This window comes from Arthrobacter sp. SDTb3-6, from assembly GCF_013376095.1.
Taxonomy (GTDB): domain Bacteria; phylum Actinomycetota; class Actinomycetes; order Actinomycetales; family Micrococcaceae; genus Specibacter.
In genome coordinates this window covers 151,818-166,545 of sequence record NZ_JAAMFN010000003.1, presented here as the reverse complement: position 1 = coordinate 166,545, position 14,728 = coordinate 151,818, and the positions used below count along the sequence as shown (strand labels likewise).

Here is a 14,728-nt window from a genome sequence, read left to right as displayed (position 1 = left end):
GGACCTTTCCGCCCGGGCCGTTCCTTTCGATCTTGGCACGGCCCGGCGAGGTGCGCCCGAAGTTATCCACAGGCCGGGGTTGTCCACATCCGGGTCCGGCCAAGTCGATTTCGTTCCCCGCCCCGATGTACCGTCGAACCATGTCAAAGCAGCTATCCCCGCCAGCCAAGGACCCCCGCCGGACGCCCATCGGCAGCGGCACGCCCGGGCCCCTGGGCGACTCCGTCTCGGGGCACCGCGCCGCCAACGGTGCGCCGGTGGTGGTGCGCCGCACGCGGCGGCGGAAAAACGGCATCTCCGCGTTTTGGGAGGCGGGGCGCGCCGTGGTTGCCGTGCCCTCGCGCCTGACCCTGGAGGACGAACAATATTGGGTCCCGCACATGGTTTCCCGGTTGGAAGGGGACACGCGTGCCAAGGCCGCCGGGGGCCGCCGGACGTTTGAAAGCGATGGCGCCCTCATGCGCCGGTGCCTGGACCTGTCCGCAAGGTATCTGGGGTCGCGGGCGGTGCCGGCATCCGTGCGGTGGGTGACCAACCAAAACGGGCGCTGGGGCTCGTGCACCCACGCCCACAGGACCATCCGGATCTCCCACCACGTCAAGGGCATGCCGGAGTGGGTGCTGGACTATGTGCTGCTGCACGAACTGGCCCACTTGATCCACCCCAACCACAGCGCCCAATTCTGGGCCGAGCTGGACGGCTATGCCCTGCAGGAGCGTGCCAAGGCGTTCCTGGAGGGGGCGTCCTTCGCGTCGGCCCGCAACATCCAGGGCATGGGCAGTGACATGGACGACGACGGTCCCGGCACGGCGGCGCCGGAAACCGCAGGCGGGGCGCCGCCCGGGCAACTGTTCTGACCTGGCGGGCCCCGCCGGGCCAGGTTCAGAAGCCCGAAGGGACCGCCGGCTACTTGTCCGTTGGCGTCCCGTCGGTGCCGGCCGTGCCTCCGTTGGGCGAACCGCCGTCGGACGTGCCGTCTGCCGGACCCGGGGAGGCATCGCCGGAAGGTCCGCCGGGAGCCTTTTCACCGGACTGGCCGGCGGCCGGCGCGTCGTCGAAACCGCCGTCGAGCAGCTTCGCCAGGGCGGCATCCACCTCCGAATCGGAGGCGTCCGCGGCGGAACGGCGCGCACTGAACCCTGCGGCGTCGTCGAGGTCGGCGGAGGTCGGCAACAGGTCCGGGTGGGCCCAGATGGCGTCGCGGCCGGCAATGCCGCGCTGCTCCAACAGGTTCGCCCACAGGGCCGCGGCCTCACGCAGGCGCCGCGGGCGCAGCTCCAGGCCCACGAGGGAACCAAACGCGTGTTCGGCCGGACCGCCCGTGGCGCGGCGGCGGCGGATGGTCTCGCGGATGGCCGCTGCGGAGGGCAGGTTGGCGGCCGCGGAGAACGTCACTTCGTCGACCCATCCCTCCACCAGGGCCAGGGCGGTCTCCAGCTTGGACAGGGCGGCGTCCTGGGCGGGAGTACGGGCCGGCATGAAGACGCCCTCGGACAGGGCTGCCTGCATCGCCTCCGGGTTGCTGGGATCCAGGTTGTGGGCCAGGTCCTCGATGCGGGACATGTCAATGTGGATGCCGCGGGCGTATGACTCGATGGCGCCCAGCAGGTGACCGCGCAGCCAGGGGACCTGGACGAACAGGCGGGCGTGGGCCGCTTCCCGCAGGGCCAGGAACAGGCGGATTTCCTGCTCCGGCACCTCCAGTCCCTCGCCAAACGCCTTGACGTTGGCCGGCAACAGGGCCATCTGCAGGTCTGCCAGGGGGATGCCGATGTCCGTGGAGCCCACCACTTCCTTGGACAGTGCGCCGACGGCCTGTCCCAGCTGCAGCCCGAACAGTGCACCGCCCATGTTCTGCATCATGGAGGCGGCACCGCCCATCATGGACTTCATTTCCTCGGGCAGCTGCTCATTCATGGCCGTGGAGATGGCCAGGGCGATGCTGTTCGCCACCGGCTCGGTGAGCCGCTGCCAGGTGCCCAGGGTTTCCTCAACCCATTCCGCCCGCGACCACGCCTTGCCAATGATCGCCGTGGCGGCCAGGTCCGTGAACGGGTCCAGCCACATCTCGGCCAGGCGCAGCGCCTCGTCGATGTCCCGGGACTGTGCCGGTGACACGGAAGGGTCGTCCCCGGCCGCGGACTTGCGGGCGGCGTCGTGGGCCAGCTCCCAGTTCACCGGGGTGTCCGAGGAGCTGTTCATCATGGACTGCACCTGGGAAAACATTTGCGCCAGCACCTTGGGGTCGTCCGGCAGGCCGGCGGCCTTGGCCAGCTCGGCCGGGTCAAAGCCTTCCATGCCCTTCCCGCCCAGGAGGTTCGCCAGCATTTCAGACAGCGGGTCCTTCGGCGTGTCGTCGTCGTTGTTGTTGGCTGGGGTGGAAGACATGGTGGCCCGATCGTTGCAGGAAGATGTACCGAATATCTTCACGTTACCGCCGCCGCCAACCGTTGTCGCCCCATGGGACACCGCTGTTCGCTACCGGCAAAGGAGCCGGATTTCCGCCGGTTTTGGCGCCCCGGCGCGGGCCCTGCCGATTCACAGCGGGAACCCGGGCACACACAGTAGGGTGGACCTTGGTGCGCAATCCCGGGCAGCCATTGCAGGGTGCGGCGCGGCACCGCGGCACTTGCCGGAAGAACCTTGGAAAGGTCAAGTTATTGAGCCAGGAGTACCAGGCAGCGGCCCCGCAGCCGGCGGCGAAGACGACGGCCCGGGACAGCCGGGTTTCCCTGATGGTGGTCTCCGGCGTCATTGCCGCGGTCCTGGCGGTCGCCGCCATGGCCATCCCCGTGCCCTACGTCATTGAGTCGCCCGGCCCGGCCATCAACACGATCGGCACGGTCAACGGCCAGCCGGTCATCAGTGTCACCGGCCATGACAGCTTCCCCGCCCGTTCAGGCACCCTCGACCTGACCACGGTCCACATGAGCGGCGGCCTGCCGGACAGCGAAGTCAACATTTTCCAGACACTCCAGGCGTGGATGTCGCCGTCGGACTCCATCTACCCGTCCGAGCTCATTTACGCGCCCGGCACCAGCCAGGCAGCCGTCAACAGCGAAAATACCGCGGCCATGACCGGATCCCAGGAAAACGCCACCGCCGCCGCGTTCACGCTCCTGGGCATCCCCTACAAGACCACCCTGGCCATCGCCTCGGTCCCGGCTGACGGCGCGTCTGCCGGAATCCTCAAGCCCGACGACGTCCTGCTCACCATCGGCGGCAAGGCCGTCACCGGGCTGCCCGTGATCCAGGATGTGCTGGCCGCCGGGAAAGGCACGCCAGTGGCTGTCAAGGTGCTGCGCAACGGGGCGGAGAAGACCGTCGCGGTCACCCCGCGCGCCAACAAGGACGGCAAGTACCTGCTGGGGATCGCCCTGCAGAACAGGTTCACCTTCCCCTTTACGGTGAACATCACGCTGAGCAACATTGGCGGGCCGAGCGCGGGCATGATGTTTGCCCTGGGCACCATTGACACGCTCACCAAGGGCGAGATGACCGGCGGGAAGCATTTCGCCGGCACCGGCACCATTGACCCGGAAGGCAATGTGGGTGCCATTGGCGGCATCGCCCAAAAGATGGTCGGGGCCCGCAATGCCGGCGCCGACTACTTCCTGGCGCCGGCAGCGAACTGTTCAGACGTGGTCGGACACGTCCCCAACGGGCTTCACGTCGTCAAAGTCGCTACGCTGAAGGAAGCGTACGCCGCCGTGTCCGCCATTGGGACCGGTACGGAAAGTTCCACCCTGCCCACGTGTAAATAACGATTGGGACTCGGGGGGAACTTCGCCGTGGGGCCGTTCGTGGCAGCAATAGGACCTGGCAGCAGTGCCGGGAGCAGCACCGCACCGGCAACACCCAAAAACCAATAAACAGCAAATAGAGGTACGAGTGACATCCCGCCCAGCCCCTTCGCCGCACAATACCGTCAGGCCAAGACGCCGCAGCGCGCTGCTGCCCACCATCATCATCGTGGTGGTCCTGGTCATTGCGCTGGTGATTTTTGCCGGCCTCTACACCGACATGCTCTGGTTCGGCCAGCTTGGCTTCTCCACGGTCTTTTGGCGTGAAAAGCTTGCCAAGCTGCTGATCTTCGCTGCGGGGTTCGTCATTATGGGCGCCGGCGTGTACTTCTCCATCAGGGCGGCCTACCGGGCCAGGCCCGTCTACGCGCCGGACAACCAGCGCGATGACAACCTCAACCGGTACCAGGCACAGCTGGAGCCTGTCCGCCGCGTGGTGATGGTGGGCGTACCCGTGGTCTTCGGGCTGTTTGCCGGCACCGCGGCCATGGCCCAGTGGGACAAGGTGATGCTGTTCCTGTACCGGTTTCCGTTTGGCGAGAAGGACCCCCAGTTTGGTCTGGACATCAGCTTCTATACCAACACGCTGCCGTTCCTCGGCTTCGTCACGGGCCTGCTGATCAGCGTCACCGTCGTCGCCTTCATCGCCGGCCTGCTGACCCATTACCTGTATGGCGCCGTCCGCCTGGCCGAGCACGGCGTCTTCACCTCCCGGGCCGCACAGATCCACATGGCGGTCCTCGCCGCGGTGTTCCTGGTCCTGCTGGGCATCAACTTCTGGCTCGACACCTACGGCACGCTGCAAAACAACGGCGGCTACCGGGCCGGGGCCATGTACACGGACGTCAACGCCGTCATCCCCACCAAGGCCATCCTGGCCGTGGCCGCCGTGATCGTGGCCGTCCTCTTTGTGGTGGCCGCCTTCATCGGCCGCTGGAAGCTGCCCCTGATCGGCACCGGCATGCTGATCATCACCGCCATCGTCGCGGGCGGCATCTACCCCTGGGCCATCCAGTACACGCAGGTCCGGCCCACCGAAGGCACCGTGGAGGCGCCCTACATTACGCGCAACATTGATTTCACCCGGCAGGCCTACGGGCTCTCCGGCATGGAAGTCACCCCGTACAACGCCACGACGACGGCGACGCCCGGCGCCCTGCGCAAGGACGCTTCCACGGTGGCCAGCATCCGCCTGCTGGACCCGAACCTGATTTCCTCCACGTTCGCCCAGCTGGAACAGTACCGCCCCTATTACGAGTTCCCCAAGACCCTCAACGTTGACCGCTACACGATTGACGGCAAGGTCCAGGACGCCGTGATTGCCGTGCGCGAACTGAACCCGAACGGCATCAATCCGGGTCAGCAGAGCTGGTACAACCAGCACCTCGTCTACACGCACGGCTACGGCGTGGTGGCAGCCTACGGCAACACCGTGACCTCGGACGGCAAGCCCGTGTTCATGCAGTCCGGCGTGCCCTCCACGGGCGTGCTGGGCACCGACACCAGCTACCAGCCGCGCATCTACTTCAGCCCGTCGATGACCGACTATTCCATCGTCGGGGCCCCGAAGGGCGCCACCCCGGTGGAGCTGGACCGGCCGCAAGGGTCCACCCCGACGTCGAAGGATGCCGCCGACACCTCCGGGGAATCCATGACGACGTTCGCCGGAAACGGCGGCCCGTCGCTGGGCAACTGGTTCAACCGGTTGATGTATGCCATGAAGTTCCAGTCCTCGGACCTGCTGCTGACCAACGGCGTCAACAACCAGTCGCAGATCCTGTACAACCGGGACCCGGCCAGCCGCGTGGCCCAGGTGGCACCGTACCTGACCATTGACGGCAACCCCTACCCTGCCATCATCGACGGGCGGGTCAAGTGGATTGTGGACGGCTACACCACCAGCTCGTACTACCCGTACTCGCAGCAGCAGCAGCTGCAGGAGGCCACCACGGACTCCCTCACCAACAACGGCGGGGTGGCGGCGCTGCCCAACGCCTCCATCAACTACATCCGGAATTCGGTCAAGGCGACGGTTGACGCCTATGACGGATCCGTTGACCTGTATGCGTGGGACACGCAGGATCCGATCCTGAAGGCCTGGGAGAAGGTCTTCCCGGCCACGGTCAAGCCGTACACGGAAATGTCCGGGGCCCTGATGTCCCACGTGCGCTACCCGGAGGACCTGTTCAAGGTCCAGCGCGAACTGTTGGGCCGCTACCACGTGACGGACGCCGGAAAGTTCTACGCAAACCAGGAAGCCTGGAGCGTGCCGGATGATCCCACCACCAAGACCGTGGACAAGCAGCCGCCATACTACCTGTCGCTGCAAATGCCGGGCCAGGACAAGACGGCCTTCTCCCTGACCACCGATTTCATCCCGCAGGAGATCCAAGGCACCGAATCACGCAACATCCTCTACGGCTTCATGGCCGCCAACGGCGACGCCGGTGATGTGAAGGGCGTCAAGAGCCCCGACTACGGCAAGCTGCAACTTCTGGAGCTGCCTGTGGACACGCAGGTGCCCGGTCCCGGGCAGGTCCAAAACACCTTCCAGTCCGACCCCACGGTCTCCGAGCAGTTGAACGTGCTGAAGCTGGGCCAGTCCGACGTCATCAACGGCAACCTGTTGACACTTCCCATGGGCGGCGGCCTGCTCTACGTCCAGCCCGTGTACGTGCAGTCGACGGGTTCGACGTCGTACCCCACCCTGCAGCGCGTCCTGGTCGCCTTTGGCAACAAGATCGGCTACGCGGCCACGCTGAACGATGCCCTGGACCAGCTCTTTGGCGGCAACTCCGGCGCCTCGGCCGGTGACGCCAACGTCCAGAAGGAAGCCGGCACGGCGGGCAGCTCCACGGAAGGCGCGGTGGGCAGCACCAACCCGGCGCTGGCCAAGGCACTCAACGATGCCAGCCAGGCCATGAAGGACAGCCAGGCCGCGCTGACCAAGGGCGACTTTGCCGCCTACGGCGTGGCGCAGAAGGCGCTGCAGTCCGCGCTCAACGCCGCCATCGCGGCCGAGGGCGCCGCCCCGAAGGCGGGGGCAACGCCGTCGGCCACTGCGAAGCCGTCACCCACGGCCAAGCCGTAGCGGGGGTCCGGGGCACGCGACGAACGTCACGTGCCCCGGATTTTGCGCCCTGCCGGCCCCGGGGTAATGTTAAGGACACATCGCGGGGTGGAGCAGTTCGGTAGCTCGCCGGGCTCATAACCCGGAGGTCACAGGTTCAAATCCTGTCCCCGCAACTCCAAAGTGAAGTCCCCGGTCCTCGGACCGGGGACTTCACTGCATTAACGCGCATCCGGGTTGAAGAAGTGGCGTCCTGACTCCCGGGGCCCGGCGTCCCCGGCGGAGTACAGTGGGCGGAAACGGCCGTGACGGAAGGACCTGGCACCATGGCATCCGAAGCATCCCCCACGCAGCATCCCGGCAGCCTGGCCGGCAGGACCCTGCTCATGTCCGGTGGTTCCCGCGGAATCGGCCTGGCGATCGCCCTGCGGGCCGCCCGCGACGGTGCCAACGTGGTGCTGATTGCCAAGACGGACAAGCCAAACCCCCGCCTGGAAGGCACCATCCACACGGCGGCAGCTGCCATCGAGGCGGCCGGCGGACGTGTGTTGCCCATCGTCGGGGATGTGCGCAGCGACGAGGCCATCTCGCGCGCCGTCGAAGGTGCCGTGACGGCGTTCGGCGGCATCGACATGGTGCTCAACAACGCCAGCGTGCTCACCTTGGCCGGCACCCTGGAGCTGACACCCAAGCGCTACGACCTGATGCAGGACGTCAACACCCGGGGCACGTACCTGCTCACGCGGGCCGCCCTGCCGCACCTGCTCCACGCGGACAACCCGCACATCCTGACCCTCAGCCCGCCGCTGAACCTGGACCCCAAGTGGCTGGGCAGCCATCCCGCCTACACGTTGTCCAAGTACGGCATGACGCTCTGTGCGCTGTCCTTTGCCGCCGAATTTGCCGAAGCCGGCGTCGCCTCGAACGCGTTGTGGCCTCGCACCACCATTGCCACGGCGGCCGTGGCGAACATCCTGGGCGGGCCTGACATGGAGCGGCGCTCGCGCAGGCCGGAAATCGTGGCCGATGCCGCCCACGCCATTCTCACCACACCCAGCCGCGAACTGACGGGGCAGGTCATCATCGACGAGGACCTGCTGCGGTCCCGCGGCACCACCGACTTTTCCCCCTACGCCGTGGAGGCGTCCGCGGAGCTGATGCCGGACTTCTACCTGGACCGCTGACCACCTGTCCGGGACCGGCTCGCCCGCCGTGCAGGTGCCCGGTCACACCCCGACGGCCGGCACGGCTTCGCGGACCACCACCATCAGCGTCCCGGCCAGCAGCGCATGGACCTGCCCCCGTCCCAGGGATTTGCGCAGCAGCCATTCCCGCGCGCCGCTGCGTGCCAGCTGGGCGTACACGCGCAGCAGTGCACGGGCCTGGTCCTGCCCCGCGCCGCCCCGGTCCAGGCCCATGGCCTCCATGAGCCGTTCCACCGAGTCGTCCTCGGCCTTGACCAGGATGCGCTCCACATCGGCGTCGCGGCCCATGCCCCCGGAACCAAGGGCCAGCCATGTCCCGCCGTTGGCTTGCAGGGTGTCCAGGAACCACGTGACGGACGCGTCGATCCGCTCCTGCAGCGTCCCGGCCGGAAGGGTGGCGACTGCCAGCGCGGGCACGGTCGAGTTCAGCCGGACGACTTCCAGGTACAGCCCGCGCTTGTTGCCAAAATAGTGGTTCACCAGGCCCCGCGCCACGCCGGCTGCGGCAGCGATGTCCGTGGTCGAAACGTCCTCGTACCGGCGCTCACTAAACAGCCGCTGGGCGCAGGCGAAGATTTGCCTGCGGCGCTCGTCCGGGCTGAGCCGCTGCCGCGTCGGCCGGGTCCCGGCAGGGGAGGGGCCGACGCCGGGAACCTCACCGTCCCGGGCGGTCCGGGCCGGCGGCCGGGCCGGGTCGGGGCGGTTCACGGCGCAGGGTCCTTCCCCCGCCAGGCCTCTCGGCAGGTACGGGGGACTGCAATGGTGGCAATGCCGTCCGGCACCGCAGTGCTGATGGCCGTGCAACTGCTCATGGGGACCTCCTCATCCTGAAATCCTGCGGAACTATTGACACGCTGTCAATAGTTCTGAAGCATTGGCCTTATGTCAACCGGTGCGTTTTCCACCGGCCGGCGCCACCAGGGAAGGAAAAAACGTGCACGAACAAGCTGCACCGGAAGCGTACCTCTATGACGCCATCAGGACCCCGCGGGGCCGCGGCAAGAAGGGGTCCTTGCATGGGACCAAGCCGATCGACCTCGTGGTGGGCCTGATCCACGAACTGCGAAAACGCCACCCCGGACTCGATGAGAACCTCATTGACGACCTCATCCTGGGCGTCGTCTCGCCCATCGGGGACCAGGGCGCCGACATTGCCCGCACAGCCGCCCTGGCCGCCGGCATGCCCAACACCGTCGCCGGCCTGCAGCTCAACAGGTTCTGTGCCTCCGGCCTGGAGGCCGTCAACACGGCCGCCCAAAAGGTGCTCTCCGGCTGGGACCAGCTGATCATCGCCGGCGGCGTGGAGTCCATGTCCCGGGTGCCCATCGGCTCGGACGGCGGCGCCTGGGCCATGGACCCGGCCACCAACTACGACACCTACTTTGTGCCGCAGGGCGTGGGCGCGGACCTGATTGCCACGATTGAGGGCTTCAGCCGCACCGACGTGGACAGCTACGCCGTGCGCTCGCAGGAACTGGCCGCCCAGGCGTGGCGGGAGGGCCGCTTTGCCCACTCGGTGATCCCCGTCCGCGACCGCAACGGCCTGGTGGTCCTGGACCGGGACGAGCACATGCGCCCCGATTCCACGGTGGAATCCCTGGCGGCCCTCAAGCCGTCGTTTGCGGCCATGGGCGATGCCGGCGGCTTTGACGCCGTCGCCCTGCAAAAGTTCCACAACGTGGAGCGCATCAACCACGTCCACACAGCCGCCAACTCGTCCGGCATTGTCGACGGCGCGGCCCTGGTGCTGGTGGGCAGCGCGGCGATGGGGGAGCGGCTGGGCCTGGCGCCGCGCGCCAGGATTGTCGCGACGGCCACCTCCGGGGCGGACCCCACCATCATGCTCACCGGACCCACCCCGGCCACCGAAAAGCTCCTCAAAACGGCCGGCCTGGCGGTGGACGACATTGACTTGTTCGAGATCAACGAGGCGTTCGCCGCCGTCGTGCTGAAGTTCCAAAAGGACCTGGGCATACCGGAGGAAAAACTCAACGTGAACGGCGGCGCCATCGCCATGGGCCATCCGCTGGGCGCCACCGGCGCCATGATCCTGGGCACCGTCATGGACGAACTGGAACGCCGCAGTGCCCGGCGCGCGGTCATCACGCTTTGCATTGGCGGCGGCATGGGCGTGGCCACCTTGATCGAGAGGGTTTGACGAAGTGACTGACACCAAGAACACCATCCGCTGGGACCAGGACGCCGACGGCGTCGTCATCCTCACCATCGACGATCCCGGGCAGTCGGCCAACACCATGAACGAGGCCTACAGCGCCTCCATGCAGGCCGCCGTGGCTCGGCTGGCGGCCGAAAGGGAGTCCATCACCGGCGTCATCCTCACCTCCGCCAAAAAGACGTTCTTCGCCGGCGGCGACCTGAACGACCTCGTCAAGGCAGGGCCCGGCGACGCCGAAAGGGTCTTCGCCCTCGGACAGGCCATCAAGGCCCCGCTGCGGCAGCTGGAAACGCTGGGCCGGCCCGTCGTGGCGGCCCTCAACGGAGCAGCGCTGGGCGGCGGGCTGGAAATTGCACTGGCCGCCCACCACCGGATCGCCGCGGACACCCGCGGCTCCGTGATCGGCCTGCCCGAGGTCACCCTGGGACTGCTGCCCGGCGGCGGCGGGATCGTGCGCACCGTGCGCCTCATGGGCGTGGCCGGAGCCCTCACCAAGGTGCTGCTGCAGGGCCGGCGCCACACGCCGCGCGAGGCCCTGGACCTCGGCCTGCTGGACGAGGTGGTGGACACCGTGGACGAGCTCATACCGGCCGCCAAGGCTTGGATCGCCGCCCACCCGGAGGCCGTCCAGCCCTACGACGTGCCCGGCTACCGGATTCCCGGCGGCACCCCGGCCACCCCCGCCTTTGCCGCGAACCTCCCAAGCTTCCCGGCCAACCTGCGCAAGCAGTTGATGGGCGCGAACTACCCGGCCCCGCGCGCCATCCTGGCGGCCGCCGTCGAAAGCACGCAGGTGGACATCGACACGGCCCTGGAGATGGAATCGCGCTACTTCGTGGAAGTCGCGGCCGGGCAGGTCTCCACCAACATGATCAAGGCGTTTTTCTTCGACATGGCCCACATCAACGCCGGCGGCAGCCGCCCGGCGGGTTTTGAAAAACACACCGCCAGGAAGGTGGCCGTGCTCGGTGCCGGCATGATGGGCGCCGGCATCGCCTACGTGTGTGCCCGCGGTGGCATGGACGTGGTGCTCAAGGATGTCACGCTGGAGGCGGCCGAACGCGGCAAGGCCCATTCGCGCACGCTCGCCGGGAAGGCCGTGGCCCGCGGCAAGACCTCCCAGGCGGAGGCGGAGGCCCTGCTGGCCAGGATCACGCCCACGGCAACCGCTGCGGACGTGGCCGGCGCCGACCTGGTCATCGAGGCCGTGTTTGAAGACGTGGGCGTCAAGCAGCAGGCGTTCCAGGAGATTGAAGGCCTGGTGGCGGACGGCGCCGTCCTGGGCACCAACACCTCCTCGCTGCCCATCACCGAGCTGGCCGCGGGGGTGGAGGACCAGGCGAACTTCATTGGCCTGCACTTCTTCTCCCCGGTGGAAAAGATGCCGCTGCTGGAAATCATCGCCGGCAATAGCACCTCCGGCGAGACCCTGGCCCGTGCCTTCGACATCGCCCGGCAGATCGGCAAGACCCCCATCGTGGTCAACGATTCCCGCGGCTTCTTCACCAGCCGCGTCATCGGCACGTTCCTGAACGAGGCCATCGGCATGGTCGGCGAAGGCATCAGTGCGGTCTCCGTGGAGCAGGCCGGTGCCCAGGCGGGCTACCCGGCCCCGCCGCTGCAGCTGGCCGACGAGCTGAACCTGACCCTGCTGTCCAAGATCCACCAGGAGACCAAGGCGGGCCTGGAGCACGACGACGGCCGGCAAAAGTACCAGCCCCACCCCGCCTACGGACTCGTGGACCGGATGGTCGGGGAGTTCGGGCGCACGGGCAAGCTGGGCGGCGCAGGATTCCACAACTACGAAGGCGGCCACCGGACCGGCCTCTGGGAGGGCCTGGCGGCAACCTGGGGCGGCACCAGGGAGATCCCGTTCGTGGACATGATGGAACGCATGCTCTTTGCGGAGTCCCTGGAAACCGTCAAATGCCTGGATGAGGGCGTGCTGCGCAGCGTGGAGGACGCCAACATCGGTTCCATCCTGGGCATCGGCTTCCCCGGCTGGACCGGCGGCGTCATCCAGTACATGAACGGGTACCGCGGCGGCCTGCCGGGTTTTGTGGCCAGGTCCCGTGAGCTGGCGGCCCGGTACGGGGACCGCTTCCTGCCGCCGGCGTCGCTGGTGGCGAAGGCGGAGAAGGGGGAAGCGTACTGATGGCCGGCGCTCCTGCAGGCACGGCCTTCACCACGGCCTGGAAGGCGTTTACGGCGGAGCAGGCCCCCGTGCCGGGGACCGCCGTCGTCCGGCTGGCCGGTCCGGGCCGCGGCAACATGATGGGCCTGGACTTTTGGGAGGAGCTGCCGCGCCTTTTTGCCGCGCTCGACGCCGACGAAGCCGTCCGCGCCGTAGTCCTCACCGGCACGGGGAACCACTTCAGCGTGGGACTGGACGTGCAGGAGGTCCTCGGCCCCTGGCTCGCGGAACTCGGCGCCGCGGGCGGTCCCACCGCAGCAGCCCGCAGCGCGCTGCTGCGGCAGATCGGCCGGCTGCAGGACGGCGTCACGGCCGTCGCGGCGTGCCGCAAGCCGGTCATTGCCGCCGTTTCCGGCTGGTGCATCGGCGGTGGCGTGGACCTCATCAGCGCAGCCGACGTCCGGCTGGCCTCTGCGGAGGCAAAGTTCAGCATCCGGGAGGCCAGGCTGGCCATCGTGGCCGACGTCGGCAGCCTGCAGCGGCTCCGGGGCGTCATCGGCGAGGGCCATCTGCGTGAGCTGGCCCTGACCGGGAAGGACATTGCAGCGGACCGCGCGGAAAAAATCGGCCTCGTCAATGACGTCCACCCGAATGCGGATTCGCTCCTGGCCGCCGCCTTGGACCTCGCCGGGCAGATGGCTGCCAATTCGCCGCTGGCCGTTGCCGGTACCAAGGCCGTTTTGAACGAGGACCGCGAGGAACGCATCGCCCGCGGCCTGCGGCACGTGGCCCTGTGGAACTCCGCCTTCCTGCACAGCGGGGACCTGGTGGAGGCCGTCGCGGCGCTGGGGGAGCGCCGCCCGGCGGAATTCAAGGGCCGTTAGCATCCGGCGGCAGGGGCGCCTACAGGGGGTCCGGGGGCGGCGCGGGATCGGTGAAGTCGCCGGCGGCGCGGCGGAAGCGGGCCAGGATCCCCGTCATGCTGCGCAGTTCCTCCGCCGGGATGCCGGGTTGTTCAAAGACTTGTTCGTTGAGCACCCCGGTGGCCTGCTCCACCAGCATCCGGCCGGCGGGGGTCAGCACCACCAGCGTGGCCCGGCCGTCGGTGGGGTGTGCTTCCCGGCGCACAAAGCCGTCGCGCTCGAGCCGGTCCACCACGTTGGTGATGCTCGTGGGGTGCACCTGCAGGCGCGCGCTGGCACTGGCCATCGGCAGGGCGCCGCCGCGGGTGAAGGACAGCAGCCGCAACAACTCCAGCCGTGCATAGGACAGTCCCAGCGGCTTGAGCACGGCGTCGACCCTGCTGTACATGAGCTGGTGGGCCCGCATCACGGATGAGAACGCTGCCATTCCGTCGGCAGCGTCGGCCCAGCCGTGGGCTATCCATTGCCGCCGGGCCTCCGCGATCGGATCCATGGGCAGCGGGGCTGCGGCTGGCATGGCATGTCCTTCCTCGCGGCGGCACTTCCGGGGCCTTGGCGCCCCAGCAACAATTTACTCGGGGTACCTAGTAAATGCTAGCAGTTCCTAGTAATCTGGCCGCAGAACACTTTCTACGCGAAGGGGCTGTCCATGAAGATCGTCGTCCTGATCAAACAGGTGCCGGACACGGCGGACGAACGCACGCTTGACCCCGCCACCGGGTGGCTCAACCGCGACGCGGGGGACAACATTGTCGATGAAATCAACGAACGGGCCCTGGAAACCGCCCTCCGCGTGAAGGACGGCGACAAGTCCACCGAGGTCGTGGTGCTGGCCATGGGCCCCGAAGAGGCCGCCAAGGCGATCCGCAAGGCGCTGTCCATGGGGGCCGATTCCGGCATCCACATCCTGGACGGCTCCCTGGCCGGGGCCGATGCCGCCCGCACGGCCGCCGTGCTCGCCGCAGCGCTCAAGGGCGCCGGGGCGGATGTCATCGTCGCCGGAAATGAATCCACCGACGGCCGCGGCGGCGTGGTCCCGGCCATGGTGGCCGAGCACCTGGGCCTGCCTCTGGTGGGCTCCCTCGCCTCCCTGGAACTGGCTCCCGGCAAGGTCTCCGGGGAGCGGCAGGGGGAATCGGGCACGCTGAGCGTCAGTGCCGCGCTGCCCGCCGTCGTGACGGTCACCGAACGCAGTGCCGAGGCACGCTTCCCGAACTTCAAGGGCATCCTGACGGCCAAGCGCAAGCCCGTCGCCACGCTCTCGCTGTCGGACCTGGACGTGCCGGCCACCCCGGCGCACACCGTCATCGTCTCCCACAGCGAGCGCCCGGCGCGCACCGCCGGAACCAAGATTGTGGATGAAGGCAATGCCGGCACGCTGCTGGCGGACTACCTCGTTGAAAACCGTTTGGTCTAG

The 14,728-nt window shown here is 68.0% G+C and carries 11 protein-coding genes and 1 tRNA gene; 9 read left to right on the top strand and 3 right to left on the bottom strand.

Going from position 1 to position 14,728, the window contains the following annotated elements; all coding sequences use genetic code 11:
* The first annotated feature begins 140 nt into the window (after positions 1-140).
* Positions 141-857: a M48 family metallopeptidase gene (locus G6035_RS02645; protein WP_176615513.1), complete on the top strand. Its 717-nt coding sequence runs from the start codon at positions 141-143 to the stop codon at positions 855-857.
* Positions 858-906: 49 nt separating this feature from the next.
* On the opposite strand, the gene G6035_RS02640 is transcribed toward G6035_RS02645, so the two are convergent.
* Entirely contained in the window at positions 907-2,388 is a 1,482-nt protein-coding gene (locus G6035_RS02640) for a zinc-dependent metalloprotease (RefSeq protein ID WP_176615512.1), read from the bottom strand.
* 272 nt (positions 2,389-2,660) lie between these two features.
* Between G6035_RS02640 and G6035_RS02635 the strand changes: the two genes are divergently transcribed.
* The 4 genes from G6035_RS02635 (at position 2,661) to G6035_RS02620 (ending at position 8,057) form a co-directional block, all read left to right on the top strand.
* Positions 2,661-3,764 carry a PDZ domain-containing protein gene (locus G6035_RS02635; protein WP_256127682.1) on the top strand — a complete coding sequence of 368 codons (1,104 nt, stop codon included), beginning with the start codon at positions 2,661-2,663 and terminating at the stop codon, positions 3,762-3,764.
* A gap of 127 nt (positions 3,765-3,891) precedes the next feature.
* Positions 3,892-6,894, top strand: coding sequence for a UPF0182 family protein (locus G6035_RS02630; protein ID WP_371130801.1), 3,003 nt, complete (start codon positions 3,892-3,894; stop codon positions 6,892-6,894).
* Positions 6,895-6,975: 81 nt separating this feature from the next.
* Positions 6,976-7,049 (top strand) — tRNA-Met (locus G6035_RS02625).
* Positions 7,050-7,199: 150 nt separating this feature from the next.
* Entirely contained in the window at positions 7,200-8,057 is an 858-nt protein-coding gene (locus G6035_RS02620) for an NAD(P)-dependent oxidoreductase (protein ID WP_176615511.1), read from the top strand.
* Between the two features lie 42 nt (positions 8,058-8,099).
* On the opposite strand, the gene G6035_RS02615 is transcribed toward G6035_RS02620, so the two are convergent.
* Complete coding sequence (locus tag G6035_RS02615; protein ID WP_176615510.1) at positions 8,100-8,786, bottom strand: TetR/AcrR family transcriptional regulator; 687 nt, start codon at positions 8,784-8,786, stop codon at positions 8,100-8,102.
* A gap of 226 nt (positions 8,787-9,012) precedes the next feature.
* Here G6035_RS02615 and G6035_RS02610 point away from each other — a divergent pair, with 226 nt between their 5' ends.
* The 3 genes from G6035_RS02610 to G6035_RS02600 are packed head-to-tail and all read left to right on the top strand — an operon-like array spanning position 9,013 to position 13,272.
* A complete protein-coding gene (locus tag G6035_RS02610) occupies positions 9,013-10,236 on the top strand; it encodes an acetyl-CoA C-acetyltransferase (RefSeq protein WP_176615509.1) in 1,224 nt (407 codons plus the stop codon).
* 4 nt (positions 10,237-10,240) lie between these two features.
* Positions 10,241-12,409, top strand: a complete 2,169-nt coding sequence (locus G6035_RS02605; RefSeq protein WP_176615508.1) for a 3-hydroxyacyl-CoA dehydrogenase NAD-binding domain-containing protein — start codon at positions 10,241-10,243, stop codon at positions 12,407-12,409.
* Positions 12,409-13,272, top strand: coding sequence for a crotonase/enoyl-CoA hydratase family protein (locus tag G6035_RS02600; RefSeq protein ID WP_176615507.1), 864 nt, complete (start codon positions 12,409-12,411; stop codon positions 13,270-13,272). The genes G6035_RS02605 and G6035_RS02600 overlap by 1 nt, the downstream gene beginning before the upstream one ends.
* A 19-nt stretch (positions 13,273-13,291) precedes the next feature.
* Here G6035_RS02600 and G6035_RS02595 read toward each other — a convergent pair whose 3' ends face one another.
* On the bottom strand, positions 13,292-13,828 hold the full coding sequence (locus tag G6035_RS02595; RefSeq protein WP_176615506.1) for a MarR family winged helix-turn-helix transcriptional regulator: 537 nt from the start codon (positions 13,826-13,828) through the stop codon (positions 13,292-13,294).
* Between the two features lie 132 nt (positions 13,829-13,960).
* On the opposite strand from G6035_RS02595, the gene G6035_RS02590 reads away from it, so the two are divergent.
* Positions 13,961-14,728, top strand: a complete 768-nt coding sequence (locus tag G6035_RS02590; RefSeq protein WP_176615505.1) for an electron transfer flavoprotein subunit beta/FixA family protein — start codon at positions 13,961-13,963, stop codon at positions 14,726-14,728.